This is a genomic window from Comamonas brasiliensis, from assembly GCF_018292285.1.
Taxonomy (GTDB): domain Bacteria; phylum Pseudomonadota; class Gammaproteobacteria; order Burkholderiales; family Burkholderiaceae_C; genus Comamonas; species Comamonas brasiliensis.
In genome coordinates this window covers 208049-233066 of the sequence record NZ_JAANES010000006.1, presented here as the reverse complement: position 1 = coordinate 233066, position 25018 = coordinate 208049, and the positions used below count along the sequence as shown (strand labels likewise).

At 62.9% G+C, this 25018-nt stretch carries 25 protein-coding genes; 12 read left to right on the top strand and 13 right to left on the bottom strand.

The genetic code is table 11. From position 1 onward, the window contains the following. Positions 1-226: 226 nt before the first annotated feature. Positions 227-1258 (bottom strand): patatin-like phospholipase family protein, encoded by a 1032-nt coding sequence (locus tag DJFAAGMI_RS21960; RefSeq protein WP_211459146.1) that lies wholly within the window; start codon positions 1256-1258, stop codon positions 227-229. Between the two features lie 259 nt (positions 1259-1517). Between DJFAAGMI_RS21960 and DJFAAGMI_RS21955 the strand changes: the two genes are divergently transcribed. The 5 genes from DJFAAGMI_RS21955 to DJFAAGMI_RS21935 all read left to right on the top strand — a co-directional run bounded on the left by DJFAAGMI_RS21955 (position 1518) and on the right by DJFAAGMI_RS21935 (position 6052). Next, positions 1518-2798: an MFS transporter gene (locus DJFAAGMI_RS21955; RefSeq protein ID WP_249334678.1), complete on the top strand. Its 1281-nt coding sequence runs from the start codon at positions 1518-1520 to the stop codon at positions 2796-2798. A gap of 176 nt (positions 2799-2974) precedes the next feature. Further along, positions 2975-3481, top strand: coding sequence for a BON domain-containing protein (locus DJFAAGMI_RS21950; RefSeq protein WP_003053758.1), 507 nt, complete (start codon positions 2975-2977; stop codon positions 3479-3481). An 84-nt stretch (positions 3482-3565) separates the two neighbouring features. Beyond that, entirely contained in the window at positions 3566-4789 is a 1224-nt protein-coding gene (locus DJFAAGMI_RS21945) for a PLP-dependent transferase (protein WP_211459144.1), read from the top strand. A 223-nt stretch (positions 4790-5012) separates the two neighbouring features. Further along, entirely contained in the window at positions 5013-5810 is a 798-nt protein-coding gene (locus tag DJFAAGMI_RS21940; protein WP_211459142.1) for a DUF2189 domain-containing protein, read from the top strand. A 20-nt stretch (positions 5811-5830) separates the two neighbouring features. Beyond that, positions 5831-6052, top strand: coding sequence for a hypothetical protein (locus DJFAAGMI_RS21935; protein ID WP_211459140.1), 222 nt, complete (start codon positions 5831-5833; stop codon positions 6050-6052). Positions 6053-6069: 17 nt separating this feature from the next. On the opposite strand, the gene DJFAAGMI_RS21930 is transcribed toward DJFAAGMI_RS21935, so the two are convergent. Then, entirely contained in the window at positions 6070-6768 is a 699-nt protein-coding gene (locus DJFAAGMI_RS21930; RefSeq protein WP_211459138.1) for an arylesterase, read from the bottom strand. Here DJFAAGMI_RS21930 and DJFAAGMI_RS21925 point away from each other — a divergent pair. Beyond that, positions 6767-7447, top strand: a complete 681-nt coding sequence (locus tag DJFAAGMI_RS21925) for an ABC transporter ATP-binding protein (protein WP_029158317.1) — start codon at positions 6767-6769, stop codon at positions 7445-7447. The genes DJFAAGMI_RS21930 and DJFAAGMI_RS21925 overlap by 2 nt on opposite strands. A 99-nt stretch (positions 7448-7546) precedes the next feature. On the opposite strand, the gene sstT is transcribed toward DJFAAGMI_RS21925, so the two are convergent. Next, entirely contained in the window at positions 7547-8779 is a 1233-nt protein-coding gene (gene sstT, locus DJFAAGMI_RS21920) for a serine/threonine transporter SstT (protein ID WP_211459136.1), read from the bottom strand. Positions 8780-9086: 307 nt separating this feature from the next. Here sstT and rlmB point away from each other — a divergent pair, with 307 nt between their 5' ends. Then, entirely contained in the window at positions 9087-9857 is a 771-nt protein-coding gene (gene rlmB / locus DJFAAGMI_RS21915; RefSeq protein WP_043005243.1) for a 23S rRNA (guanosine(2251)-2'-O)-methyltransferase RlmB, read from the top strand. An 84-nt stretch (positions 9858-9941) separates the two neighbouring features. Here the strand turns inward: rlmB and DJFAAGMI_RS21910 are convergent, their stop codons facing one another. Next, the gene (locus DJFAAGMI_RS21910) at positions 9942-11882 is read right to left on the bottom strand and encodes an ATP-binding response regulator (RefSeq protein ID WP_211459134.1); all 1941 of its coding nucleotides are present in this window, start codon (positions 11880-11882) and stop codon (positions 9942-9944) included. 91 nt (positions 11883-11973) lie between these two features. On the opposite strand from DJFAAGMI_RS21910, the gene DJFAAGMI_RS21905 reads away from it, so the two are divergent. Beyond that, positions 11974-12762: an SIR2 family NAD-dependent protein deacylase gene (locus DJFAAGMI_RS21905; protein WP_211459132.1), complete on the top strand. Its 789-nt coding sequence runs from the start codon at positions 11974-11976 to the stop codon at positions 12760-12762. 12 nt (positions 12763-12774) lie between these two features. Here the strand turns inward: DJFAAGMI_RS21905 and DJFAAGMI_RS21900 are convergent, their stop codons facing one another. The 6 genes from DJFAAGMI_RS21900 to DJFAAGMI_RS21875 all read right to left on the bottom strand — a co-directional run bounded on the left by DJFAAGMI_RS21900 (position 12775) and on the right by DJFAAGMI_RS21875 (position 18564). Further along, entirely contained in the window at positions 12775-13374 is a 600-nt protein-coding gene (locus tag DJFAAGMI_RS21900; protein ID WP_019042193.1) for a chromate transporter, read from the bottom strand. Continuing rightward, entirely contained in the window at positions 13371-13958 is a 588-nt protein-coding gene (locus DJFAAGMI_RS21895; protein ID WP_211459130.1) for a chromate transporter, read from the bottom strand. The genes DJFAAGMI_RS21900 and DJFAAGMI_RS21895 overlap by 4 nt, the downstream gene beginning before the upstream one ends. Before the next feature lie 157 nt (positions 13959-14115). Further along, a complete protein-coding gene (locus DJFAAGMI_RS21890; RefSeq protein ID WP_003053771.1) occupies positions 14116-14763 on the bottom strand; it encodes a GntR family transcriptional regulator in 648 nt (215 codons plus the stop codon). Positions 14764-14908: 145 nt separating this feature from the next. Beyond that, positions 14909-15655, bottom strand: coding sequence for an aspartate/glutamate racemase family protein (locus DJFAAGMI_RS21885; RefSeq protein WP_211459128.1), 747 nt, complete (start codon positions 15653-15655; stop codon positions 14909-14911). Positions 15656-15670: 15 nt separating this feature from the next. Then, entirely contained in the window at positions 15671-17104 is a 1434-nt protein-coding gene (hydA, locus tag DJFAAGMI_RS21880) for a dihydropyrimidinase (protein ID WP_211459126.1), read from the bottom strand. Positions 17105-17259: 155 nt separating this feature from the next. After that, positions 17260-18564: an MFS transporter gene (locus DJFAAGMI_RS21875; RefSeq protein ID WP_003053774.1), complete on the bottom strand. Its 1305-nt coding sequence runs from the start codon at positions 18562-18564 to the stop codon at positions 17260-17262. A gap of 273 nt (positions 18565-18837) precedes the next feature. Here DJFAAGMI_RS21875 and DJFAAGMI_RS21870 point away from each other — a divergent pair, with 273 nt between their 5' ends. Next, on the top strand, positions 18838-19569 hold the full coding sequence (locus tag DJFAAGMI_RS21870; protein ID WP_211459125.1) for a maleate cis-trans isomerase family protein: 732 nt from the start codon (positions 18838-18840) through the stop codon (positions 19567-19569). Between the two features lie 130 nt (positions 19570-19699). Continuing rightward, positions 19700-20548 (top strand): fumarylacetoacetate hydrolase family protein, encoded by an 849-nt coding sequence (locus DJFAAGMI_RS21865; RefSeq protein WP_211459123.1) that lies wholly within the window; start codon positions 19700-19702, stop codon positions 20546-20548. An 81-nt stretch (positions 20549-20629) separates the two neighbouring features. Here the strand turns inward: DJFAAGMI_RS21865 and DJFAAGMI_RS21860 are convergent, their stop codons facing one another. Both DJFAAGMI_RS21860 and DJFAAGMI_RS21855 read right to left on the bottom strand, forming a co-directional pair. Next, a complete protein-coding gene (locus tag DJFAAGMI_RS21860) occupies positions 20630-21163 on the bottom strand; it encodes a GAF domain-containing protein (RefSeq protein ID WP_043005251.1) in 534 nt (177 codons plus the stop codon). An 84-nt stretch (positions 21164-21247) separates the two neighbouring features. Continuing rightward, a complete protein-coding gene (locus tag DJFAAGMI_RS21855; protein ID WP_003053782.1) occupies positions 21248-21502 on the bottom strand; it encodes a helix-turn-helix transcriptional regulator in 255 nt (84 codons plus the stop codon). A gap of 168 nt (positions 21503-21670) precedes the next feature. On the opposite strand from DJFAAGMI_RS21855, the gene cls reads away from it, so the two are divergent. Then, complete coding sequence (cls, locus tag DJFAAGMI_RS21850; protein WP_419095622.1) at positions 21671-23110, top strand: cardiolipin synthase; 1440 nt, start codon at positions 21671-21673, stop codon at positions 23108-23110. After that, on the top strand, positions 23110-23955 hold the full coding sequence (locus DJFAAGMI_RS21845) for an NAD-dependent protein deacetylase (protein WP_211459119.1): 846 nt from the start codon (positions 23110-23112) through the stop codon (positions 23953-23955). The genes cls and DJFAAGMI_RS21845 overlap by 1 nt, the downstream gene beginning before the upstream one ends. A gap of 17 nt (positions 23956-23972) precedes the next feature. Here DJFAAGMI_RS21845 and rtcA read toward each other — a convergent pair whose 3' ends face one another. Then, a complete protein-coding gene (rtcA, locus tag DJFAAGMI_RS21840; RefSeq protein ID WP_211459117.1) occupies positions 23973-25010 on the bottom strand; it encodes an RNA 3'-terminal phosphate cyclase in 1038 nt (345 codons plus the stop codon). Positions 25011-25018 lie beyond the last annotated feature (8 nt).

The window sequence follows — 25018 nt, the reverse complement described above, 5'->3', positions numbered from 1 at the left end:
CAACGACTCGGGAAGATAGGGGAGGGGAATGAGAGGCTTGGGGCGCGATCAGTCACTGGGTTTCCAGCAGCACCGCGTTCGGTGCGATCCTGGCCGGCCGCGAGCGAAGATAGGCGGGCTCAGAGCGCGTGGCTCGAACTCACGATCCCAGCAAGAAAAGGCCACTCAGTTTTCACTGAGCGGCAGTGTCCTTTCGGAGGCCCGATAGTCATCGGGCGGTTCAAGCTCAGGGCTTTTCGCAGTTGTCGCTCATGCCCACCATGCCGGAGAGCTTTTGCAGGCTGGAGCGCTGCTTCAGGCATTCCTGATAGCTGGCCGCGGCGGCTTTTTGCTGCGCCACCTGGGTGGCCTTGGCACGCTCGGCGCGCAGCTGGGCGATGCGTTCGCGAATCTGCGGCATCAGCGCTGCGGCGGCCTTCTCGCCTTCCACAATCGCATGGCTGCGCTGCGCGAAGTCGGCCGGGCCGATGTCCAGAACCTTGGGGCGGATGATGATGTCGGCGCGTGCCAGCTCGGCCTGGCCCAGCTTCTGGCCCATGATGGCAATCGATTGGTTGAGCGCGCCCAGCATATTGGCCGGGGTCTTGCCGCTGGCCTTGTTGGAGATGTCCACGGCAATCACGATGTCGGCCCCCAGATTGCGCACGGCATCCACGGGCACGGGGCTGACAATGCCGCCATCCACATAGTGGTACTTGCCGATGGTGACGGGCTGGAACACGCCGGGCACGCTGCTGGAGGCGCGCACGGCCTGGCCCACGTTGCCCCGGGCAAACACCGTGCGTTCGCCGTCTTCCAGGCGCGTGGAGATGGCGACAAACGGCTTGGCCATCTGCTCCAGCGGCTTGCGGTGCACCTGTTCATTTACATAGTCTTCGAGCTTCTGGCCCAGCACCAGACCGCCGGCGGACAGTTGCAGGTCGCGGATCTTGGCCTCGTCCAGCGCCACGGCTTTTTCCTGCAGCTCGAAGGCGTTCATGCCGCTCGCATAGAGCGCGCCCACCACGCTGCCGGCGCTGGTGCCGGCCACGAACGAGGGCGTCAGGCCATTGGCCTCGAGCATCTTGATGACCCCGATATGGGCAAAGCCCTTGGCCGCACCGCCGCCCAGGGCCAGGCCGATCTTGATCGCGGGGGCCGAGGTGGTGGTGGTAGGCGGCTCGGGTGTCGCTGCGGGGCTGGGCGGATTGCTGCCGCAGGCGGCAAGGCCAAGCAGACTCAAACAGAGCAAAGGGCGCAAAAAAACGTTCGGGCGCATGCCGGGAAATCCTGCTGTCATTAGGGCGCAAAGTATAGCGATGGGTGCCGGAGTCGGTGATGTGCGGGTTTGCTTGTCAAAAAGCATAGCTTTCATCGCTTGCCTGTAAATCGTTTGAGGCATGTATCCCTTGTTTGGCCTATGCGCGAGCAAGCCGCCCTGCCGACAATGTTCTCATCGCAAGCAAGTGGCTGGCCCCTTCTGACGGCGCGGCAGGACGAACTCCTGTGCGCTCTGTCCCTGATGCGGGAGCGGCACCATGAAGAGGCAGCAGATGTCGCAAGGCAATACATGGCAGGCAGAAGTCGCAACGGCACAGGCCGCAGTCTGGTGGGTGGGCTTCGGCCTGGTGGTGGGAGTGCTGGGGGCAGCGCTGATCAGCCCTCTGTATGCGCTCTACCAGCAGGACTGGCAGTTGCGGCCCAGCGATATCTCGCTGATCTATGTGCTCTATATGTGCGGCGGGCTGTGCGCCCTGCTGTTTCTGGGGCGTTTACCTGATCGCATCGGTTTCCAGCGCGTGATGCTGTGCTTTCTGTGTCTGACGCTGGTGGGCACGCTGATCTCGATGCTGGCCTGGAATCTGCCCAGCCTGATCGTCGGGCGCTTTGTGGTGGGGCTGTCCTCAAGCCTCATCACCATCAGCGCCACCACGGGACTGACGCTGCTGGCGGCCAGCGGCGCCACCCGTCTGCAGCCTCGGCGTGTGGCCATGGTGGCCAGTTTTCTCAATGTGCTGGGCTTCGGTCTGGGGCCGCTGATCGGCGGTGTGGCCGGGCAGTGGCTGCCTCGGCCCTTGGCGACGGCCTATCTGGTGCCGCTGGTGCTGGGCTGCATTGGCGTGGCCGGCGTCCTCATGGTCAAGCTGCCTGAGTCGGCTCAGCTGAAAGCAGGGCGGCCCGCTCAGGCGGCGGCTCGCCTGCGCTGGCAGGACTGTCTGCCGCAGCTGACCTGGCCTGGGCGCGAGGACTCCCTGGCTTTTGCGTTGACCTGCGGCTATCCGTTCGTGGCGTTTGGCGTGTTCGGACTCTATGCCTCCATGGCGCCGCTGTTTCTGCAGCAGATGATTGCCTGGAGCGGCCCCGTGGTCAGCGGCACGGCCATTGCGGTGATCCTGCTCGTCTCTGCGGGCATTCAGCTCCTGGCTGCCAGTCTGCCGCTGCATCGCTGCGGCTTTGCTGGAATGGCGCTGCTGGCGCTCAGCAACGCCGTGCTGATGTTGAACCTGCAGGCCCGATCGATGCTGCTGTTTGTCCTGGGAGTGTGTCTGACGGCGCTCGGGCATGGCATGTGCATGCTGGCCGGCATGAGCATGGTCGGCCGTCTTGCGGGGCCTGACAACCGGGCGGGCCTGCTGTCCACCTATCAGACCATAGGCTTGCTCGGCTCCATGCTGCCTATGCTGGTCGTGGGCTGGATTGCCGACCGCTGGAGCATCACGCTGGCCGTGAGCCTGTTTGCCTGTTTTGTCATGCTGTTGGCTACCCTGTTGGGACTGGCATTCGTGCGACACCCACGCATGCGGGAGGCTGCGGACTGAGGCAGGGCTTGCAGATAGTTTCTGTAAATAACAGAAAATAACATTCATTAATTAAATGTCACAAATTTGGATAAATTTGTCCTACAGGGATGCGGGAAAAGTTCGTATCCGGGCCAAAATGGGGGCTGGTTACAGTTACTAGTCATGTTTTTGCAAGCATTAAGGGAGAAATCGATATGACCACTATGTTCAAGCGTTCCGCTCAAGTTCTGGCCATTACCGCCTTGGCCTTTGGCTTGGCTGCCTGCGGCAAGTCCGAAGACAAGACCGCTGGCCAGAAGCTCGATTCCGCCATTTCCCAGACCGAGAAGGCTGCGGAAAATGCAGGCACCAAGATTGAAGAAGGCACGGCCAAGGCCGGCGATGCGGCTGCCGATGCACTGGCCAAGGCTGGCGAAGCTGCTGGCGCTGCTGTGGACAAGGCTGGCGAGAAGATGGAAGAGGGCGCTGCCAAGGCAGGTGCTGCCCTGGATGACGCAGGCATCACCGCCGCCGTCAAGACCGACCTGATCAAGGCCCCGGAAATCAGCGCGCTGCAGATCAATGTGGACACCAAGGCCGGCGCAGTGACCCTGACCGGCACCGTGCCCAGCGAAGCCGTCAAGACCCAGGCCGGCGATATCGCCAAGGCTGCCAAGGGTGTGACCTCGGTCAACAACAATCTGACCGTGAAGGCTGGTTGATACCTTTCGGCCTGCATCTCGCACGAAGCCAGAGCGCGCAAGCCCTCTGGCTTTTTTGTGCTCGCATGGCCCTAAGATCAGGGCATGACCCAAGCCGACCACAAGCTTTCCACCCATCTGATTCACCATCCCTACAAGGCTCCCACGGACTTCGAAGGCCCGCAGCCGGCCGTGCACAAGGCTTCGACCGTGTACTTCGAGAACGTGCAGGCCATGCGCGAACGCCGCTGGCTGGACAAGAGCAGCTACACCTACGGCCTGCATGGCACGCCCACGACCTATGCGCTGGAAGAGCGTCTGGCTTCGCTGGAGGGTGGCCTGCAATGCCTGCTGGTGCCCAGCGGCCTGGCCGCGATTGCCACGGTGTCGTTGGCGCTGCTCAGGACGGGCGACGAGGTGCTGGTTCCCGATAACGTCTACGGCCCCAACAAGACGCTGACCGAAGGCGAGCTGGCCCATTTCGGCATCGGCCACCAGTACTACGACCCCATGAGTGTCGAAGACCTGGCGGCCAAGATCACGCCCGCCACCAAGCTGGTCTGGCTGGAAGCTCCGGGCTCGGTGACCATGGAGTTTCCGAATCTCGTCGAGCAGGTGCGCCTGTGCCGGGCCAGGGGCGTGACCATGGTGCTGGACAACACCTGGGGCGCGGGCCTGGCTTTTCGCCCCTTCGACCTGCTGGGCGACGGCAGCCTGGGCGTCGATGTCACGGCCCATGCACTGACCAAGTACCCCAGCGGCGGCGGCGATGTGCTGATGGGCAGCATCATCACGCGCAACCAGCCTCTGCATATGCGCATCAAGCTTGCGCACATGCGCCTGGGTCTGGGCGTGAGCGGCAACGACGCCGAGGCCGTGCTGCGCAGCCTGCCCAGCATCGGCCTGCGCTATCACGCACAGGATCGCTCAGCACGCCAGCTGGCGCAGTGGCTGGACACCCACAGTGCGGTGGCGCAGGTCTTGCACCCCGCCATGCCTGACGCCCCGGGTCATGCTTACTGGAAGCAGCTGTGCGCACAAGGCCAGGGCCAGGATGGCGTGGCTGCCGGTTTGTTCAGCGTGGTCATCGACGAACGCTTCGACCAGGCGGCCGTGGATCGCTTCTGCGACAGCCTGCGCCTGTTCAAGCTGGGCTACAGCTGGGGCGGGCCGGTGAGTCTGGTCGTGCCCTACGAGCTGCCCGAGATGCGCAGCCGTGCCACGCCGCATATCAAGGCGGGGACCGTGGTGCGCTTTGCCATCGGCCTCGAAGATGCGACCGATCTGCAGGCCGATCTGGCCCAGGCGCTGCTCAAGGCTTTTGGTTGATGCTATTGAGATGAGAGCTTATAGCGCTTGCTGATCATTGATTTCAAGGTGATTTTTAATTGAAATCAAGTATGGATGTCCGCTATAAGCTCTTGTTTTTATAGTGAAGACCCATGCTTGCACATGCGGGCTTTCCGCAATGCAGATTCAAGGTCGAGCGGGTAACTTGTTCCTGTCAGCTGCCGCCACCGAGGCGCGGCACGGGCGACAAGGAGGGTCTCGCATGCAAGCTTCCCCTGTTTCCGAAGTCAAGGCCGAGTCCGGCAATCTGCAGATTCTGCAGCTGCGCTGGAGCGAGCCCTGGCAGTGGTTGCTGCTCGGCCTGCGCGATGTGCGGCGTGCACCCATGATTGCGCTGTTCTACGGCCTGTGCTTCTGGGGCATGGCGCGGCTGCTGGCCTGGGTGTTCCGCTCCAGTCCCGAATATGTGATGTCCATGGCCAGCGGCTGTCTGCTGGTCGGCCCTTTCATGGCCATGGGCCTGTACTACGTCAGCAAGCAGCTGGAGCAGGGCAGGCCCGTGCTGCTGTCGCAGTCGCTGACCTGCTGGGACCGGCACCTGGCCAGCATGGGCATGCTGGTGATGGTGTTGATGGTGCTGGAGATGCTCTGGGGGCGCGCCGCCATGGTGGTGTTCGCCATCTCGTTCGACACCGGCATGCCCAGCACGGCAACCTTGCTGCAGACCCTGCTGCGTCCCGAGAACTGGGAGTTCCTGCTGGGCTACAGCGCGGTTGGCGGGATATTTGCGGCCCTGGTGTTTGCCAGCATGGTGGTTTCGTTGCCCACGATTCTCGATCTGGATACCGATGCATTGACGGCCTGTATCACCAGCATGCGTGTGGTGGGCGCCAACATGGGCGTGATGTTGCTGTGGGGGCTGATCATCACCGTGTTGATCGCAGCCTCGCTGCTGTTCTACAGTGTGGGTCTGATCGTCATCGGGCCGCTGCTGGGCTGTGCCAGCTGGCATGCGTATAAAGCCAGCGTCCGCGCCGAAAGCAAGGAGGTCGCTGCCTGAGGCGCAATGAGGGGGATGCCATGGAGTTCTGGAACTGGTTGAAAAAAGTCTTCTCGTCTCAGTCCGGCGTGCCGGGGCGCAGCGCCGATTCGCAGCTGGCATGGACTTCGGCGAGCAGCCGTGAAGACGGCAGCGACGTCTTCAACGACAGCTATTTTCGTGGCTCGGGCAGCGGCGAGAGTGCCTGCAGCACGGACAGCGGCGATTCCGGCGGTGATGGCGGAGGCGGCGGCAGCGACTGAGGCCGCGCGGGCACCGCCTATTTCAGCAGCGGCCTGAGCTTGGGCCAGACATTGGCCAGCATCTGGGGCTGGGCCTGGGCATTGGGGTGAATGCGGTCGCTCTGAAACCACTGCTCGGCATCCGCCGCATCGCCGATTCCCGACAGCAGAAACGGCACCAGTGGCAGCTTTTGCGCGTCGGCAACCTTCCTGAACATGCCGGCGAACTGCTCGGTGTAGGTTGCTCCATAGTTGGGAGGCACCTGCATGCCTACCAGCAGCACCTGGGCTCCGGCTTCCCTGGCGGCCTTGATCATGACTTCCAGATTCTGCTGCGTGCTCTGCAGCGCCAGGCCGCGCAATGCGTCATTGCCGCCCAGCTCCAGAATCACGATGCCGGGTTCATGCTGCCTGAGCAGCGACGCCAGGCGCGCTCTGCCGCCAGCCGTGGTCTCGCCGCTGATGCTGGCATTGACCACCTTGCGCGGGTTTTTTTCATCATTCATGCGCTGCTGCAGCAACTGAACCCAGCCCTTGCCGCGCGTCAGTCCGTACTCGGCGCTCAGCGAATCGCCCAGCACCAGCACCGGGCCGGATTGAGCTCCGGGCGCGGCCGCCGCTGCAATGCCGCAAGCCCCCGAAATGGCGAGCGTCAGAGCAACAGCGATACAGTGACGACGCTGCAGTGCAAACTGCGGGCTGCGATCCTTGACGTTTTTGCTATCCAATTGATTCATGTCCACAACTCTTGCCATTCCTTTGATTGCCGTTGAGCAACTGTCCAAATCGGTGAGCGATTCCACAGGCGTGCTGGATATTTTGCGGGATATCAATCTGAGCTTCACGGCCGGTGAAACCGTTGCCATTGTGGGTGCCTCGGGCTCGGGTAAAAGCACTTTGCTGTCGATTCTGGCCGGCCTGGATACCCCCAGTCACGGCACGGTCCGGCTGCTGGGCCAGGATTTGTTTGCACTCAGCGAGGACGACAGGGCGGCGGTGCGGGCCCAGAAGATGGGTTTTGTCTTTCAGAGCTTTCAGTTGCTGGGCAATCTCACGGCGCTGGAGAACGTCATGCTGCCGCTGGAGCTGGCGGGGCAGCGCGATGCGAGGGCGCGCGCCGCGCAGATGCTGGAGCGCGTGGGCCTGGGGCAGCGCCTCAATCACTATCCCAGGCTGATGTCAGGCGGCGAGCAGCAGCGCGTGGCCCTGGCGCGCGCCTTTGTGGTGGAGCCAGCCGTGCTGCTGGCCGACGAGCCCACGGGCAGCCTGGACTTCGCCACGGGCCAGACCATCATGGAGCTGATGTTTGCGCTCAACCGCGAGCGCGGCACGACACTGATCCTGGTCACGCATGACCGCGAGATAGCGGCGCAATGCGAGCGCAGCATCACCATCGAGGCCGGCCGCGCGGTCTAGGAAGCAAAAAGGCCTGTGTGATCACAGGCCTTCTTTCATCTGGCGCTTATCGGAAAAGCGCTCGCAGCTGTCAAATCAATCGCTTTCGAGAGGCAGGCCTCATATGCGTGCCACTTCCAGTCCGGCCTTGCGTTCGGCGGCGCGGCAGGCGGCGGCGGTGAACAGCACATCGGTCGAGGAGTTGAGAGCCGTCTCGGTAGAGTCCTGAATCACGCCGATGACATAGCCCACGCCAACCACCTGCATGGCCACATCGTTGGGAATGTTGAACAGGCTGCAGGCCAGCGGAATCAGCAGCAGCGAGCCGCCGGGAACGCCCGAGGCGCCGCAGGCGCAGACCGCAGAGACCACGCACAGCAGGATGGCCGTCGGGATGTCCACCGGGATATGGAGCGTATGGGCGGCGGCCAGCGTCAGCACGCTGATGGTGACGGCCGCGCCGGCCATATTGATGGTGGCGCCCAGCGGAATGGAGATGCTGTAGGTGTTCTCGTCGAGCTTGAGCTTCTGGGCCAGGGCCAGGTTGACGGGAATGTTGGCGCCCGAGCTGCGCGTGAAGAAGGCGGTTACCGCACTCTCGCGCAGGCAGGTCAGCACCAGCGGGTAGGGGTTGCGGCGAGTCTGCGTCCAGACAATGGCGGGGTTGACCACCAGTGCCACGAACACCATGCAGCCGACCAGTACGGCCAGCAGATGGGCGTAGTCCTTGAGTGCGTCCAGCCCGCCCGAGGAGAAGGTGGCGACCACCAGGCCGAAGATGCCGAAGGGGGCCAGGCGGATCACGCCCTGAATCACGCGGGTGATGGCATGGCCGAAGTCCTCCACCATGGTGCGGGTGCCAAGGCTGGCGTGGCGCAGCGCAATCCCCAGGGCGATGGCCCAGGCCAGAATGCCGATGTAGTTGGCATTCAGCAAGGCGTTGACGGGGTTGTCGAACAGGCTCTGGACTACTGTGCTCAGCACCTGGCTGATCTCGCCGGGCACGCTCTGGACTTTGGGCGCTTCACGAAAGTGAATCACCGAGGGGAAAATGGCGCTGGCCGCCACGGCCACGCAGGCTGCCGCCAGCGTGCCGATGACGTAGAGCCAGAGCACGGGCTTGATCTGCGTTTCCTGGCCCGGGCGGTGGCTGCTGATGGCCGCCATGACCAGCAGCAGGACCAGTACCGGGGCCACTGCCTTGAGGGCGGCAATGAACAGGCTGCCCAGCAAGGATGCGGGCTGGGCGGCAGCCGGGAACAGCCAGGCCACCAGGCCGCCCAGAATCAGGGCAATCACAATCTGCAGCACCAGGCTGGTGCGGTTGAACCAATCGAGCAAGGCTTTGAGCATGCAGGGTATTCGTTAGGGGGATTGGAAGGGGATGCAAACGCGCCACTCTCGTCATGCCGGGCATGAAGAGATCCTGTGCGCGAATGCAGGGGGAGCTGCAGGGCAAGCCTGCTGCCAGTCGCTCTGGGCGGCTACGCGGCTTCATGTAAAGACTTGCACTCGGCAAAAGCCATGCCGGTTCTGCCTGATGAATGAGGTGCCGCCCGCTGGGGGCGCAGTGTAGCGGCAATGAAAAACCTCAGCTGCCAGCCCAGACATGGCCCTGCGAGTCCCAGGTCTGCCGCAAACGCCGGGATAATACGGCCCCATGTCGTCCCCCAAAGTTCTTTTCGGCTTTCACGCCGTCGGCGTGCGTCTGAAGACCGCCCCTCAATCCATCATCGAAGTCTATTTCGAGGCTTCGCGCCGCGATGCGCGCATGCGCCAGTTTCTGGAGCGCGCCAAGGAGGCCGGGGTGCGTCTGATCGAGGCCGATGCCCTGCGCATTGCCAAGCTCGTCGGCTCGCACGGTCACCAGGGTGTGGCAGCACGTGTGGAAGAGGTCAAGGACACACGTACGCTCGACGAGCTGCTCGATGACCTGGAGGATGAAGGCGTGAAGGCACCGCTGCTGCTGGTGCTCGACGGCGTGACCGATCCTCACAATCTGGGCGCCTGCCTGCGTGTGGCCGATGGTGCAGGCGTGCACGCCGTGATCGCTCCCAAGGACCATGCGGCCGGCATCAACGCCACCGTGGCCAAGGTGGCCAGCGGTGCGGCCGAGACCGTGCCCTACTTCATGGTCACCAATCTGGCGCGCACGCTCAAGGAACTCAAGGAGCGCGGCGTCTGGATCATCGGCACCAGCGGCGATGCCGACAAGCATCTCTACCAGATGGATCTGACCGGTCCGACGGCGCTGGTGCTCGGGGCCGAGGGCGATGGCATGCGCCAGCTGACCCGCAAGACCTGCGACGCGCTGGTCAGCATCCCCATGCAAGGTGCGGTGGAAAGCCTGAATGTGTCCGTTGCCAGTGGTGTGTGCCTGTATGAGGCATTGCGCCAGCGTCTGGCAGCAGCCGTGGCGATCAAGGCCTGAGCAGGCTAGCCAGGCCGCTGAAAGCGAAAGCAAGGCGCGACTGCGAGAGCGGTGGCGCCTTTTTTGCGGGCGGCCGATCCGTTCTCAGGCGGCCGGCAGATCGGCCGGGGTCGTGCAGCCCGGGTGCAGCATGCGCTGTACGGTGCGTGCCAGCTCGCCAATATCCATGGGCTTGCTCAGCACGACATAGCGACATTCCCGGGCCTGAGGCAGTTCGGCCTCTTCGCTGCTGGTCATGAGAACGAGCGGAATGAGAATCTGCTTGCGGGCCAGCTCCTGCTGCATGTTCGCGATGCTCAAAGGAGCCGGGAACTCATCGGCGGCAATGATGAGGTCCACCTTCATGCCACTGTTGATATAGCGCAGCGCGACTTCTGGCAGGTAGGCGGTCACGACCTGGTAGTCAAGTCCGTACAGCACCTGGGCCATGGCATTGCGCGCGGCCAGGTCCGGCTCGATGAGCAAGATCGTTTCCTGCCGGCCTGCCGGGGTAGCCGCTTGCGGGACCTGCGCAGCAGCCGGCTGTGCACGCGGGAAGTACAGGCTCACGATGGTGCCCAGGCCCTGGGTGCTTTCGACTTCGATCAGGCCCTGGACATGGTCCATGAAGTTCTTGACCATGGGCAGGCCCAGGCCCGCGCCCTTGCCCTCGGGCTTGGTGGTGAAGAACATGTCGAAGATGCGGACCTTGATTTCTTCGCTCATGCCCATGCCGTTGTCTGCCACGCTGACCATGACATAGTCGCCCACATGGCCGGCACGCTTGAGCAGCACGTTCTCTGCGGTCAGCGTGATCTGGCCGTGTTCTTCGGTGGCATCGCGCGCATTGATGCAGAGATTGATCAGCGAGTTCTCGAAATACAGCTTGTCCACGCTGATGGGCCAGATGCTGGATGCCATGTGCAGCTGCAGTTCGGCGTTCTGGCCGACGGCCTTGCTCAGCAGAGGCTCCAGATCCTGCACCAGCGCACGGGGGTCGGCAGCGGCCAGCTGCATGGATTTGCGGCTGCTGAAGCCGGTCAGATGCGATGCCAGGCTGCCCGCTTTCTGAATCGTGTTGAGGATCACGTCCACATGCTCGAGCTGCTCGGGCTCGCCCAGCTGCTTTTCCAGCATGCCGGCATGCAGGCCGGTGATGAAAAGCAGGTTCTTCATGTCATGCGCGACACCGGCAGACAGCTGGTTCACCATGCCCATTTTCTGGGCCTGGGCGAGGTAGGTTTCAGCCTGATCCAGAGCCTGCTGTTTGAGCCTCAACTGGTGGCTCAGCGTGGTGATCTGGTCGCGCAGCTGGTTCTCGGACTGCCGGATGCTGTCTATGCCCAGATTGGCGCCGACCCAGTAGAGAATCCTGCCCTGCGCATTCTTGACCGGAGACAGCGAAGAAAAAAACCAGTGGAACTGGCCGTCATGGCGCTTGATGCGCAGCCGGTATCCCGTCGGCTTTTCGGTGATCAGGGCACGCGACAGCCCGGTGTTGACGGCGGCCAGATCGTCGGGGTGCACGATGTCGATCCAGATGCCTTCGCGCAGGCTCAGCGGGCGTACCTCGCGGTAGGCATACTCCTGCAGGGCCTGGTTGAACCAGGTCACTTCTCCATGGGGGGTGGCCATCCAGATCTGATAGGGCAGATGATCCAGAAAGGCCTCGAAGCGGTTGACATGGCCCAGCCCGAGTTCGTCATCGGGCTCAGGCGATGCGGTCTCGGCCTGCAATACATAGCACTGCACTGCGGGGAGCATTCCATCGTCCGGAATCGGTGAGAAATGCCAGAGCCCGGCGAGACCGGGCAAACGAGTTGTGGTTTCCCGGCCTGTTTCCATGCATTGGCCGACAGCCCGCCTGGCCGACTCGAACATCGCCAGCCCCGGCGTGGCAGGGGATTGACTGCCGGCCTGAAGAAGCCGCTGCATTGCGGGGTTGGCAAAGCGCAGTTCCAGCGTTCTGGCATCAACAACAGCCCATGCCAATGCTGCGGGCAGCATGGCTTGCTGAAGTGCGAACAATCGGCCCGACTCGTTCATGTGCTGGTGTGGTGCAATATCAGGCAGAGCAAACGCTCTGCACAGTGATTCAAGTATTCCACGATGCAACTTGATTTTTGGGGTCATTGCCTTGGTTCAAGCACTTATTGACAATTCTTCGGCGTCCTTGGGTGCGATTGCCTGCGTACGCCGCTGGCTGGGCGAAGCGCAGCGGTTGACCGTGCTTACCGGGGCCGGCGTCAGTGCCGAATCGGGAGTGCCGACCTTCAGGGACGCGGCCAGCGGATACTGGTCCCAGTTCAAGCCCGAGGAAATGGCCAGCGAGGCGGGATATCGTCGCGATCCGGCTCATGTCTGGCGCTGGTACCAGCACCGGCGATCCCTGCTTGCCAAGGTAGCTCCCAACAAGGGACATCTGGCGCTGGCGCGCTGGGCAACGCAGCATCCCGGGCAGATGACGCTCGTCACGCAGAACGTGGATGGGCTGCACCAGCAGGCGGGCAGCGAAGAGGTGCTGAGTCTGCATGGTGAGCTGAGCAGGAATCGTTGGCTGAATCGCCGCTGTGCGTTATGCGATCTCGAGCATGCTGTCCCTGGCGAGCCGCCGCATTGTGCTGCCTGCGGCAATTTGCTGCGGCCTGCGGTCGTCTGGTTCGGCGAGTCTTTGCCCGGTCAGACCTGGGCCAGGGCAGAGCAATGTCAGCTGATGCTGGTGATCGGCACATCGGGCGCCGTCTACCCGGCCGCAGGTCTGGCCAAGATCGCCAGGCGCAACCGGGCCCGCGTGGTCATTGTCAACCCGCATGCCAGCGAGCTGGACTCGGTGGCCGATCAGATGATTGCCATGCCGTCGGCGCTGGCGTTGCCCTTGCTGCTGGCAAGTCCAGAGGATGGCTCTCAGCCGGGACAGCCCTGCTGACTGCTGCCTCGACTAGACCCAGCCCAGCGCGCCTAGCGCCGCACCTGCAGCCAGCAGCCACAGCAGATGAATGCGGGTGCGCCATACCAGCAAGGTGCACGCAAGGCTTAGCAGCCATAGCTTCCAGTCCTTGCCTGGGCTGCCGCTGGCGCTGCCCAGCAGCCAGCCCGTGGCCAGCAGCAGCCCGATCACCAGCGGAGCCATGCCTTGCTTGAAGGCGCGCACGCCGCGCTTGTCACGGTTGCGCTGGCCCCAGCGCGAAGCCTGCCAGGTCAGCAGCGAGCTGGGCAGCAGAATGCCCACCATGCATACGGCAACACCGAGTGCACCCAGACCCCAGGCCGCAGGGCCGGTGCCGCCACCTGCATTCAGTCCCACGTTCCAGCCCAGCAGGGCGATGAACAGCACGTTGGGGCCGGGGGCTGCCTGGGCAATGGCGATGGAACTGGTGAACTGGGTTTCCGACAGCCAGTGGTTGCCGTCGACCAGATAGCGGTGCATATCGGGCGCGGCGGTGATGGCTCCACCCACGGCCATCAGCGACAGCGTCAGGAAGTAGACAAGCAGATGCAGCCAGTCCACGGTCTGCAGATCGATCACCAGCGTGTTCATGCCAGCCTCCGGTAGGTCAGCACGCAGCCGGTCGCGCCCACCAGCAGCAAGGCCCAGAACAGCGGCAGGCGCAGCACGGCGACCAGCACAAAGGCGGCAATGGCCAGCCCTGCGCAATACCATTTGCCCAGCGGGTGTTTGCGCAGCGTGCCGGCCAGCTTGAGACCCATGCCTGCGACCAGTCCCGCCGCCACGGCACCCATGCCGCGCAGGGCGCCGGCCACGGCCGGGTTGGCCGCGAACTGGGTATAGACCAGGGTGAGGCTGATGACCACCAGCATGGGAAAGGTCAGCATGCCGCACAGCCCCACGAGGGCACCGCGCCAGCCGAAGTAGCGCTCGCCCAGCATGATGGAAAGATTCACCACATTGGGGCCGGGCATGATCTGCGCCACGGCCCAGTCCTCCATGAACTCCTCATTGCTCAGCCATTGGCGCTTTTCGACCAGTTCGCGCTGCACCACGGCCAGCACGCCGCCAAAGCCCTGCAAGGCCAGAAAGGTCAGCGACCAGAAAAGTTCGCTCAGATGGGCTGGGCGTGGCCGCTGGGCTTGCGGCAAGGAATGTGGGGCGGGTGCGCTCATTGAAACGGCCTCAGGGCCTCTGGAGAAAGTGATGGCGATCAGCCGTGGATGCTAATGCGGGCGCCTCTGCCCGGATAGCTGCCAGCCATCTCCAGTCGAGAAGGGCGTATCGATCACTGCGATGGCTCCCGTTGCCGGATCGCGACGCCGGCTGTGATCAGAGGTCGCCCAGTATCTGTTCCAGATCGGCGTCGTCGGCATCGGCCTCCAGGCGCAGGCTGCCCTGTATGTGATCCAGATGGCTGAGCATCAGCTGTTCTGCCAGCTCGCCATTGCCCGCGACAATGGCATCGACCACGGCTTCGTGCTCGTCCACCAGGCAGCAGGTGTTGACTGCCGATTCATACAGCGAGATCGTCAGGCAGGTCAGTGTGGACAGTTCACGCATGCTGCGCAGAAGCGCGGAGTTGCCGGCCAGCTCCGCCAGCAGCACATGGAACTCGCCGGACAGGCGCACCGTGGCTCGCTTGTCGGAGTTGGCGCGAGCATCGCGCTCCTGCTTCAGATGGGCTTGCAGACGACGGATCTTGCCATTGTCCATGTGCAGGACGAGGCGGCGCACAATGCCCGGCTCTATCAGCCGGCGTGCTTCGAAGACGTCCAGTGCCTGTTCGATGCTGGGCTTGGCGACAAAGGCTCCGCGCTGCGGGAAAAGCTCCACCATCTGGTCGCGGGCCATGCGGGCCAGCACCTCGCGTACGCGAGCCCGGCTGGTGTTGAAGATATTGGCCAGCCGGTCTTCGCCGAGCTTGGTTCCCGGCAACAGCCGATGCTCATGGATGGCTGTGGCAATGCGGGCGGCCATTTCATCCACGGTAATTTCAGATCGAGATGTATTGCTTCGATTGTTCACTTTTGTAGTGCTTTTTGTCGACATGCTGCTGAATTCTAGTGTCAGACAGCATGCTGGCTCGCATCATCTCGATGAAGGTTATCCCGCAGCCGCGTGTTCAGGGTAGCTGGCTCAAGAGCTGGGTGAGTCCCGGGGGAAGATTCCTGAACTCCTTGCGTGGCGGCTTGGCAAAGCTGCCAGCGCGTGCCGCTGCGGGTGCCAGCGAGACCAGGCTTTGCGCGTGGTTGACGGCGCTGGAGACGCCATCGACGGCCGGCACCGGCAAGCGCTGCTTGATGGAGCGTGCCAGGCCGGCCAGCGGCGCGCCGGCAATGATCAGTACATCGGCGCCGTCTTCGCTGACCGCTGCTTCGCACAAGGCTTGCAGGCGTGCTCCATGATCGTCCTGTACGCTGGCAATGTCTCGCAGAGGCTCGTCCAGGCAGCGAATGCTGGCCAGCCGGTCTATGAGTCCGTTGCGCTCGACCATGTCTCTGTACCAGGCGGTAATGCGCCTGGAGATGGCAATGATGGAAAAGCGCTTGCCCAACATGCATGCGCTCATGAGCGCGGACTCCGTCATGCCCAGCACGGGAATGTCCAGGGCCTCGCGCAGGCCTTCGAGACCGGGGTCGCCAAAGGCCGCCAGGATGACGGCGTCATGCCGCGCGGCATGGGTGGCTGCCAGCTCGGCCACGGCATAGGCGGCAATCATGGCCTCAAAGCGCGTCTCGATATAGGCCACGCCCATGGGGGCGGTCAGCATGGTGATTTCCGTACCCGGAGCAGCGGACAGCCTGGCTTCTTTCTCTATCAAGCAAGTGACGCTCTCGGAGATATTGGGATTGATGATCAGCAGTTTCATGGTGTGTGCTCCAGTTCAGAAGCGGGGTGCGGGTCGCTTGGGCAGCAAGGTCGGGGCGCCACGCTGCAGGAATCGTCCCTGGCCGGCGCGAACCTGGAATCTCTCGCCATCCCAGACAATCTGGCCGCCCGACAGGGTCAGGCAGGGCCAGGCCTTGATCAACTGGCCTTCGTAAGGAGTATGGTCCACGTTGTGATGCAGGTCGCGGTTGCGAATGGTTCGCTCGCCCTCCTGCCAGACGACCAGGTCGGCATCGGCACCTATGGCGATGCTGCCCTTGCGCGGATGCAGTCCATAGACCTTGGCCGGGTTGGTGGAGGTCAGCTCCACGAAGCGGTTGAGTGTCATGCGTCCCGCCAGCACGCCATGGGTGTAGAGCAGGGACAGGCGGGTCTCGATGCCCGGGATGCCGTTTGGAATATGGCTGAAGGACACTTCCTGGCCACCCGGCTTTTTGCCTTCCGGGGCGTCGTAGTTGAATGGCGCATGGTCGGATGAGAACACGGTGAAGAGCCCGTCGTTGAGACCGTTCCAGATGACCTCCTGGTTGGCCTTGTCGCGTGGCGGCGGGCTGCATACGCACTTTGCGCCTTGGTAGCTGTCGTCCAGGCCCAGGTCTTCTGCGCTCAGGAACAGGTATTGAGGGCAGGTCTCGGCCATGATGTTCATGCCGTGGGAGCGCGCCCAGCGGATCTGCTCGACAGCCTCGCGGCCCGAGACATGGACGATGAGGATGGGCACATCGGCAAGCTCCGAGAGCGCGATGGCGCGGTGCGTGGCCTCGCGCTCCACCAGCATGGGGCGAGAGACTGCGTGATAGCGAGGGGCGGTGCGGCCGCTGGCTTCCAGGCGCTTGGTCAGCCATTGGATGCAGTCGGCATTCTCGGCATGGATCATGGCCGTGGCATCGTATTTGCGGGCCACGTCCAGGACATCGAGAATCTGGCCGTCATCAAGCTTCAGATCGTCATAGGTCATGTAGATCTTGAAGGAGGTATAGCCTTCCCGAATCAGCGCGGGCAACTCGTTCTCCAGTACTTCGGGCGTGGGGTCGCTGACGATCATGTGGAAACCATAGTCCACATAGGCCTTGCCTTCTGCGCGGCGATGGTAATCGGCCACGGCAGCGCGCAAGGACTGGCCTTTGGCCTGGGCGGCGAAGGGGATGATCGTGGTGGTGCCGCCGCAGGCCGCCGCACGCGTGCCGCTTTCGAAATCGTCTGCCATGCACACTGGCGGCTCCATGGGCTGATCCAGGTGGCAGTGGGCGTCGATGCCGCCCGGTGTGACGACCCGGCCTTGAGCGTCGTATTCGTGAGTGCCGGCGGGCAGCTGCTTGCCCAACTGGGCGATCTTGCCGTTGCGGATGCCGATGTCGGCTTCAAAGATGTCGCTGGCAGTCGCGACTTGTGCGTTGCGCACCACGATATCGAATTCGCAGGGGTTCATGTTCGGGATCGGTTTTACGGTGAGTGTGAGAGGCCAGTTACAGCTGGCATGACTGTGGCGAGGTTCCTGAACGATGACGTGTCATCGCTTCCAGCGAGGGGGCTGGTGCCGGGCGGGCAGGAGCGTGCCGCTCCTGCCGCCTTCGGGTCCGAGGTCTACACGGGTACTTTCTTGCTGTAGTCGATCAGCAGGGCCGAGCAGATGAACAAGCCCAGGCCTGCGCCGGTGAACATCATCAGTGCCATGAAGTAGGAGCCTGTTGCCTGCACGATCAGCCCCACGATGATGGGCACGCCAATTCCGGCGCAATTGCCGCCAAGGTTCATGACGCCGCCCAGAAAGCCGACGCGATTGCGCGTGCCGATCAGGGAGGGGATGCACCAGAACAGGCCGCACCAGCGCAGGAAGAACAGAGTGATCGACAGCAGGATGACGACCGTGACGGGGTCGGTGATCTGCGAGACGCCATAGATGGCGATGGTGGCGATGATGGATGCAATACCGAACAGGGTGCGCAGCACGGTGGCCTGGTTACCACCTTTCTCGCGCCATTTGTCGGCGATCCAGCCGCCGATCATTTCTCCCACGAAGCCGGAAAAGAACATGGCGAAAAGTGCGCCACCCATGGCTTTGATGTCCATGCCGTGCACCTTGGACAGGTAGGTGGGCATCCAGGTCAGCAGGCCATAAAAGAGCGCGTTGAAGCACATCCAGCCAAAGAACATGCCCCACACCGAGCGGTACTTGAAGAAGTCCAGCAGCTTGCCCTTGCTGGTTCCGGCGTCGGCCCTGGCATCTTCGGCATGTGCTGCTTCGATGTGACGGGCTTCGGCCTCGTTCACACCGGAATGCTCGCGAGGGTGATTGCGGATATAGGACCAGGCAAAGTAGCCAGCGATCATGGTGCCGACGCCCGCGACCACGAAGGAGATGCGCCAGGAGCCGAAGAAGGCGATCAGGCCCGCAATGATGATGGCTCCCAGGGCGGCCCCCAGCGGTGCGCCACCGTCAAGCAGCGTGGCGCCGCGACCGCGCTCGTTCTGGGACATCCAGATGCCGTTGAGCTTGCCTCCGGCCGGGTAGATGGGGGCTTCGGCGGCTCCCAGCCCCAGGCGTGTCAGCAGCAGAGAGAACCAGCCCGTGGTGAAGGCGGCGATGGTTTGAAACAGACCCCAGCCCAGGGTGGCGCCGGCGATGACGGAGCGCGGGCCATATTTGTCGGCAAGCATGCCTCCCGGGATCTGCATGAAGGCATAGGTCCAGAAAAACGAACTCAGCAGCAAACCCTGCATGGCAGGACTCAGATCGAATTCCTTGGCAATCATCGGCATGGCCACCGATAGCGAAGCACGGTCGATGTAGTTGATCGAGATGAGGAACAACATCATCAGGAAGATCTTCCATCGGACTTTGGTCGGAGCCTGTGTGTGCTCCGCTGCGGCTGTGGTCGGGATATGCATCTTCGGGGTCACTCCATCCAGGGTTGGTTGATGTGATGAAAATTTAAATGTCGACAATGTTGTAAACAATATAGAAAACACCTATACGACCAAATTGGCAACGAGATATCAGAATTTCTACAGTGCTGCAGACGAAGTGGAATGTATTTTCTGGCGAATTTAAGAAGTGATGCTTTTATTATTGTTGACAATATTGTTGACGTTTTGTGGTGAGCTGAGAACAATGTGATCCGGCCGCCGAGACGGTCGACCCTTCACGGAGAAACACAAGAGATGACTGCAACCAAGACATGCCTGGGCGTGCTGACGCCTTCCTCGAATACGGCGCTGGAGCCTCTGACCAGTGCGCTTGCCGCCAGCGCGGGTCGATGCTCGGCACATTTTTCGCGCTTCACGGTGACGGAGATTTCGTTGGCGCAGGCCGCGCTCAATCAGTTTGATGACAGCAGGATTCTTGCGGCCGCAGAGCTGTTGGCGGATGCCAAAGTGGATGTGATCGGCTGGAGTGGTACCGCCGCGGGCTGGCGCGGCTTTGACTGCGATCGGCAGCTATGCGAGCGCATCGAGCAGCGCACGGGCATCAAGGCGACGACGGCCATCCTGGCGCTCAATGAGCTGATGCAAAAGCTTTCCGTCAAGAAGCTGGCCATCGTGAGCCCCTATACCGCGGATGTGCAGCGATGTATCGTCAACAATTACCGCGCAGCCGGCGTGGAGACCACGGCTCACCGGCATCTGAACATTTCGGTCAATCACCGTTTTGCGCTCGTGGAGCCGGAGCAGCTGCTGGGGCTGATCGAAGAGGTGATCGAGGAGGGCGCCCCCGATGCGGTGGTGACTTACTGCACGAATCTGCATGCAGCGCAGCTGGCGGATCAGGTGGAGCGGCGCTGGAATGTGCCACTGCTCGATACTGTCAGCACTACGGTATGGGGGATGCTGCGTACGGCAGGACGTAATCCGGCAGATATCAAGGGATGGGGACGCTTGTTTGAGGTGGCGTGACAGCCGGTGGCTCAAGCATGGGCCGCCGGCAGGCGGTGGTGAAAGACGAGTCGAGGATGAGGCGCCTGGTGATGGAGTGCCTGGGTCTGTGCCGAGTGCCCGAAAGTGATGTCCGAGGAATGGAGAGACTATGAAACTGGTTCGATTTGGAGCTGTCGGCGAGGAAAAGCCCGGCCTGCTGGATGCGCAAGGGGTGTTGCGCGATGCCTCGAGCTGGGTGGCCGACTGGCGTGGCACCGAGCTGCAACCTGAAAAGCTGGCGCAATGGCGCGGCCGGCAAACCGAGGAGCTGCCGGCAGTGTCAGGAGCCCCCCGACTGGGCTGCCCGGTGGCGCAGGTAGGCAAGATCGTCTGCGTGGGCTTGAATTATGCGGACCATGCGGCAGAGGCAGGGGCTGCGCCACCGGCCGAGCCGGTGCTGTTCATGAAGGCGGTCACGGCCATCAGCGGGCCCAACGACGCCATACAGATCGTTCCGGCGGCGACCAAGGTGGACTGGGAGGTGGAGCTGGGTGTGGTCATCGGCAGCCGCGCCACGCGGGTGAGCGAGCAGGCTGCGCTGGGGCATGTGGCAGGCTATGTGCTGGGCAACGATGTGTCCGAGCGTGCCTGGCAGATGGAGCGCGGCGGCACCTGGGACAAGGGCAAAAGCCATGACAGTTTTGCCCCGCTGGGGCCCTGGCTGCTGACGGCCGACGAGGTGGCCGATCCGCACTGCATTGCGCTGTGGCTGGAAGTGAACGGCCAGCGCATGCAAAGCGGCAACACCCGCAATTTCATCTTTGGCGTGCCCAGGGTCATCAGCTACATCAGCCAGTTCATGACCCTGGAGGCAGGCGATGTGATTCTTACCGGAACGCCTGCAGGCGTGGGTCTGGGGCAAAAGCCGCAGCCCGTCTTTCTCAAGCCCGGCGACGTGGTGCGGCTGGGTGCCGACGGGCTGGGCGAGCAGCGTCAGGTCTGCGTGGCCGTGAACTGAGCTGCATTCCTCCTGGAGAGCTGGCTTTCAGAGCATTCCGGGAGACGCCGGATCGGAAGACATGCGCCTTTCTTCGGCCGGCTACGGATGCTGGGCCTGCTTGATGTCGATTCGTCTGGCGGTGATCTTGGCCACGCATTCGAGTTTTTGCAGGTCCTTGGCCGTCAGGCTTTCATCGGCAGCCTGACTGAAGCAGCACAGCGTGCCGTAGACCTTGCCGCTGGCCAGCACGATAGGGGTGCTCAGATGGGCGCCTACGCGAAAAGGCGTTGCCGGCAGCTTGGAAAAGGCCGGATGGGTGGCAGCATCATGGACCAGGCCGGGCAGAATGCCGTCGAGCACGCACTGGCAAAACGACTCTTCCAGAGGGCCACCGCCGCCGGTGGCAATCAATTCCTTGCCGGGGGCCGTATCGACATGCTGGAACATGCGTTGGCCGTTGCGGATCTCGGAGACAAAAATCACCTCCATATGCAGGTGCTGGCGCAGCTCCTGCAGGACCAGGCGCACGTTTTCATCGACCAGTTCGTCGCTTTGATCTGCCGTGGCCAGCAACAATTCGCTGACCTGTACCTCAAGTGCCTCGGGTGCGTAGTCCCAGTTGTGAATCGCCATCTCTCAAACCTCTGCATATCGCGCAAAAACTCGGTCCATTGTGGCCGAGCCAACAGGGTTCTCAAGTTAACAATACGTAAGACTTCAAAGTGAATCCTGGCCGGCTTGAGTCTGGATCAGCGCCAGCACCTGGGCATGCAGCTCGGCGGGTACGGCGATCAGCTCCATATTCAGCACACGGGCCATTTCCTGCAGGGTGGAAAAGCGCGGGTCGACATCGCCGGTTTCCGTGCGTTGCACTGCCATGCGCGACAGACCGGCGCGTTCGGCCAGATCGGCCTGGGTGATACGGGCAGCCTTGCGGGCCTGGGCCAAAGTCGTGATGAGTTCGGAAGTCATGCGTATCAATATACTCTTTGTAGCGCGGTACAAAAGCGTGGCGCCTGCTGGAGGGTGTTTCCCCGGAGCAGGCCGGGCGCCGCAGTCTGCCACGTCACTGCCATACTGCGAGGGCATGGTGGTGATGGTTCACGGAACAACAGGAGTGCGCAATTGGACTGGATAGCAATGCAGCTGAGCCACGAGAGCGTCAAGCTCTGGCTGTCCGTGGGCTGGTCGCTGTATGTCATCGTGGTGGGCATCTGGATCTTGCTGCAGCGCAGCCAGCCGATTGCCACGCTGAGCTGGCTGATGTCCATGGCGGCGCTGCCCGTGGTGGGCCTGCTGGTCTATTACTACTTCGGCCCGCAACGCATGAAGCGCCAGCGCATCAAGCGGCTGCGCTCGCGAAAGCGCTCGCGAGTGCGCAACAGCATGCAAAAGCTCAGGGAACGCATTCCGGCCCAGCAGGAGCGCCTGCGCCAGGTGGCGCGGCTGGTCGGCATGACCAGCGATTTCCCGGTAAGCACGGCCACCTCCATGCAGTTGCTGGTGGGCGGAGCCGCGACCTTTGATGCGATTGCGGAGGCCGTGAGCGCCGCACGCCACCATGTGCATCTGGAGTACTACATCTACGAGCCCGATCAGACCGGCACGGCCTTGCGTGATTTGCTGGTCGATAAAGCACGCGAAGGTGTGCAGGTGCGTTTGCTGGTGGATGCTCTGGGCTCCAAGAAGCTGGGGCGCAAATTTCTGGAGCCGCTGCTGCAGGCCGGGGCCGAGGTGCTGCGCTTTCACGACGCCAAGATAGGGCGGCGGCTGCGGCCTGTGGTCAACTTCCGCACCCACCGCAAGATTCTGGTCTGCGATGGCAAGGTGGGCTTTACGGGAGGCGTGAACGTCACCGACGAAGAGAACGAGCGCATCTGCGACGATGCCTATCACGACGTGCATCTGCGCGTCGAAGGCGCCGTCGTCAACTGGCTGCAGACGGTGTTTCTCGAGGACTGGGCCTACACCCGCAGCGATGATCCGCACCGCCTGCCCGACGATCTTGATGACCTGCTGCCCGACTGCGAAGACGGCTCCATGCCCATGCAGGTCGTGACTTCGGGGCCTGACGATCAGCTGGACGCCATCTACCGCGCCTATCTGGCGGCCATCAACGCGGCTCAGCAGCGCATCCTGCTGACCACACCGTATTTTGTGCCGACCGAAGGCGCACTGACGGCTCTCACCAATGCAGCGTTGCGCGGTGTGGAGGTCCGCATCCTCGTGCCCAAGAAGTCGGATTCGCTATTGGTGACGGCCGCTGCGCGCTCCTATTTTGACGAGCTGATTCGCTGTGGTGTGCACATCTATGAATATGCGGCCAGCATGTTGCATTCCAAGACGCTGGTGGTCGATGACAATATGGCCATGATTGGCACGGCCAATTTTGACTATCGCAGCTTTTTCCTCAATTACGAGGTCTGCGTGATCGGCTATGGGCCGGAGCTCAATCAGGCCATCGCTGCCCAGTTCGAGGCAGACCTGGGCCAGGCTCGAATGGTGCAATATCGCAGCGAGAAAGGTCTGCGGCGACGGTTGTTCGGCTCCATGGCCCGGCTGACATCGCCGCTGCTGTAATGAGTGAAACCGTGAACCATTGTGTGGACGCTCTGGCGCTGTGGCGCCTGCAGGACTGGCTGCATGCGCATCCGCGCGTGGTGGTCATTGGCGGTGCCGGCTGCAGCACCGAAGTCGGCATCCCCGACTATCGTGACCGCAACGGGCAGTGGAAACGTCCGCAGCCCGTGACCTATCAGGCCTTCATGGGCGATGCGCTGGTGCGTCAGCGCTACTGGGCGCGCTCCATGCTGGGCTGGCGCGTGATGGGCCAGGCGCGGCCCGGTGCCGCCCATCAGGCGCTGGCGCGGCTGGAGCAGCAAGGCCGGCTGGAGTTGCTGATTACCCAGAACGTCGATGGCCTGCATGATGCGGCCGGCAGTCAGAACATCGTGGACCTGCACGGTCGCATCGACACCGTGCGCTGCATGGACTGCGGCCAGCGCTCTGCCCGCGCCGATCTGCAAGTGCGGCTGCTGGCGCTGAACCCGGCCTGGGCCGAACTGTATGCGGCTCCTGCCCCTGATGGCGATGCCGATCTGCAAGGGCAGGACTTCAGCCGCTTTGTCGTGCCGGCCTGCCCGCATTGCGGCACGGGCCTGATCAAGCCCGATGTGGTGTTCTTCGGTGAGACCGTGCCGCGTGAGCGTGTGCAGGCCTGCATGGCTGCCGTCGCCAGGGCCGATGCACTGCTGATCGCCGGCTCTTCGTTGATGGTGTATTCGGGCTACCGCTTTGTGCTGGCAGCGCATGAGCAAGGTAAGTCCGTCGTGGCCATCAATCAGGGGGTGACGCGAGCCGACGCATTGCTGGATTTCAAGCTCGAGGCCGATGTGGGGCAGGTCTTGACGAGCCTGAGCCTCTAGCCGCTCCTGCAAGGGGATCAGCCCGGGGTGATCCGCACCCGATGGGCGTTCGCCCCGGACTCCGTCGTGATCCGCACAGGCAGAAAGCTCTGAATCACCGCGAAGTTGCTCAGTGCGTGGGGCGTCAGCTCCGTGCAGCTGTAGCTGGCGGGCTGCCCGCGCAAATGCACGGCCAGCGCCAGCGGCAGCACCCACTGGTCAGCCAGGTGCGGCCCCAGTGCGCCGTCGCTGCTTTGGTAACGGCGCATTTCCTGCGCAAGCTGGGTGGCCACGGTTTCGGCGGTTACGCCTTTTTCGCCGAATTCGGTAAAGACCTCGGTCACCTGCTCATGCACCAGCGTGCCCAGCAGCGCATTGCCAGGACCCTCGTTCTGGCGCACGCCGGCTTGGCGCAACTGCTCGGGCTGCCAGGCCATGAGGGCGGCCAGCTTGTTGAGTTCGCGCCGGGCAATCGACGAAGGCAGGGCCGGAGCAAGGCAATCCGCATACGCCTCGAGAGCGCTGCCTCGCTCGTTAAGGTCAAAAGGAGTCAGCGCTTCTCGGGCGCCGCCGATCACGGCCTCGAACTCGCCGCCTCCGGCAGGGTAGAAGCCGTGGCGCTGCAGTGTCAGCTGCACAGGCGCGCCAAGGCGGCGCAGCAGCGGCGCATAGCTGCGCTCCAGGAAATGGAAGGGCGGAGCCATGGGATTGTGCGTGCCGCCTCTGAGCTGGACACGGCTTTCGCCAGCAGCCAGCATCAGCGCGGGCCACACGGTCTGCAGCACCAGGGTGCAGCTTCCGGCTGAGCCCACATTGAACGCATAGCTGCCGCAGCGCACGGTGCCGGGCGTGAACTGCAGTGCCTGCGAATTCAGCTCTGCACCTTCCACCTGGGCGCTGCTGATTTCGCTGGCTGCGTGAACGCAGGTCAGGTGCTGGCGCATCAGCCCGGGCTTGGAGCGGCCCGCGCGGATCCGGGTCAAGGCAAAAGCCTGGCCCGTGCACATGGACAGGGCCAAGGCGCTGCGCAGTATCTGGCCGCCGCCTTCGCCCTGGGAGCCGTCGATTTCTATCATTGCTCTAT

Coding starts and splice junctions, on each gene's coding strand:
- rtcA (WP_211459117.1), bottom strand. CDS start 25,010: ATGATAGAAATCGACGGCTCCCAGGGCGAAGGCGGCGGCCAGATACTG.
- rlmB (WP_043005243.1), top strand. CDS start 9,087: ATGTCGTCCCCCAAAGTTCTTTTCGGCTTTCACGCCGTCGGCGTGCGT.
- DJFAAGMI_RS21935 (WP_211459140.1), top strand. CDS start 5,831: ATGGAGTTCTGGAACTGGTTGAAAAAAGTCTTCTCGTCTCAGTCCGGC.
- DJFAAGMI_RS21900 (WP_019042193.1), bottom strand. CDS start 13,374: ATGAACACGCTGGTGATCGATCTGCAGACCGTGGACTGGCTGCATCTG.
- DJFAAGMI_RS21955 (WP_249334678.1), top strand. CDS start 1,518: ATGAAGAGGCAGCAGATGTCGCAAGGCAATACATGGCAGGCAGAAGTC.
- DJFAAGMI_RS21940 (WP_211459142.1), top strand. CDS start 5,013: ATGCAAGCTTCCCCTGTTTCCGAAGTCAAGGCCGAGTCCGGCAATCTG.
- DJFAAGMI_RS21845 (WP_211459119.1), top strand. CDS start 23,110: ATGAGTGAAACCGTGAACCATTGTGTGGACGCTCTGGCGCTGTGGCGC.
- cls (WP_419095622.1), top strand. CDS start 21,671: ATGCAGCTGAGCCACGAGAGCGTCAAGCTCTGGCTGTCCGTGGGCTGG.
- DJFAAGMI_RS21910 (WP_211459134.1), bottom strand. CDS start 11,882: ATGAACGAGTCGGGCCGATTGTTCGCACTTCAGCAAGCCATGCTGCCC.
- DJFAAGMI_RS21945 (WP_211459144.1), top strand. CDS start 3,566: ATGACCCAAGCCGACCACAAGCTTTCCACCCATCTGATTCACCATCCC.
- DJFAAGMI_RS21855 (WP_003053782.1), bottom strand. CDS start 21,502: ATGACTTCCGAACTCATCACGACTTTGGCCCAGGCCCGCAAGGCTGCC.
- hydA (WP_211459126.1), bottom strand. CDS start 17,104: ATGAACCCCTGCGAATTCGATATCGTGGTGCGCAACGCACAAGTCGCG.
- DJFAAGMI_RS21865 (WP_211459123.1), top strand. CDS start 19,700: ATGAAACTGGTTCGATTTGGAGCTGTCGGCGAGGAAAAGCCCGGCCTG.
- DJFAAGMI_RS21895 (WP_211459130.1), bottom strand. CDS start 13,958: ATGAGCGCACCCGCCCCACATTCCTTGCCGCAAGCCCAGCGGCCACGC.
- DJFAAGMI_RS21890 (WP_003053771.1), bottom strand. CDS start 14,763: ATGGCCGCCCGCATTGCCACAGCCATCCATGAGCATCGGCTGTTGCCG.
- DJFAAGMI_RS21885 (WP_211459128.1), bottom strand. CDS start 15,655: ATGAAACTGCTGATCATCAATCCCAATATCTCCGAGAGCGTCACTTGC.
- DJFAAGMI_RS21860 (WP_043005251.1), bottom strand. CDS start 21,163: ATGGCGATTCACAACTGGGACTACGCACCCGAGGCACTTGAGGTACAG.
- DJFAAGMI_RS21875 (WP_003053774.1), bottom strand. CDS start 18,564: ATGCATATCCCGACCACAGCCGCAGCGGAGCACACACAGGCTCCGACC.
- DJFAAGMI_RS21930 (WP_211459138.1), bottom strand. CDS start 6,768: ATGAATCAATTGGATAGCAAAAACGTCAAGGATCGCAGCCCGCAGTTT.
- DJFAAGMI_RS21960 (WP_211459146.1), bottom strand. CDS start 1,258: ATGCGCCCGAACGTTTTTTTGCGCCCTTTGCTCTGTTTGAGTCTGCTT.
- DJFAAGMI_RS21870 (WP_211459125.1), top strand. CDS start 18,838: ATGACTGCAACCAAGACATGCCTGGGCGTGCTGACGCCTTCCTCGAAT.
- DJFAAGMI_RS21925 (WP_029158317.1), top strand. CDS start 6,767: ATGTCCACAACTCTTGCCATTCCTTTGATTGCCGTTGAGCAACTGTCC.
- sstT (WP_211459136.1), bottom strand. CDS start 8,779: ATGCTCAAAGCCTTGCTCGATTGGTTCAACCGCACCAGCCTGGTGCTG.
- DJFAAGMI_RS21950 (WP_003053758.1), top strand. CDS start 2,975: ATGACCACTATGTTCAAGCGTTCCGCTCAAGTTCTGGCCATTACCGCC.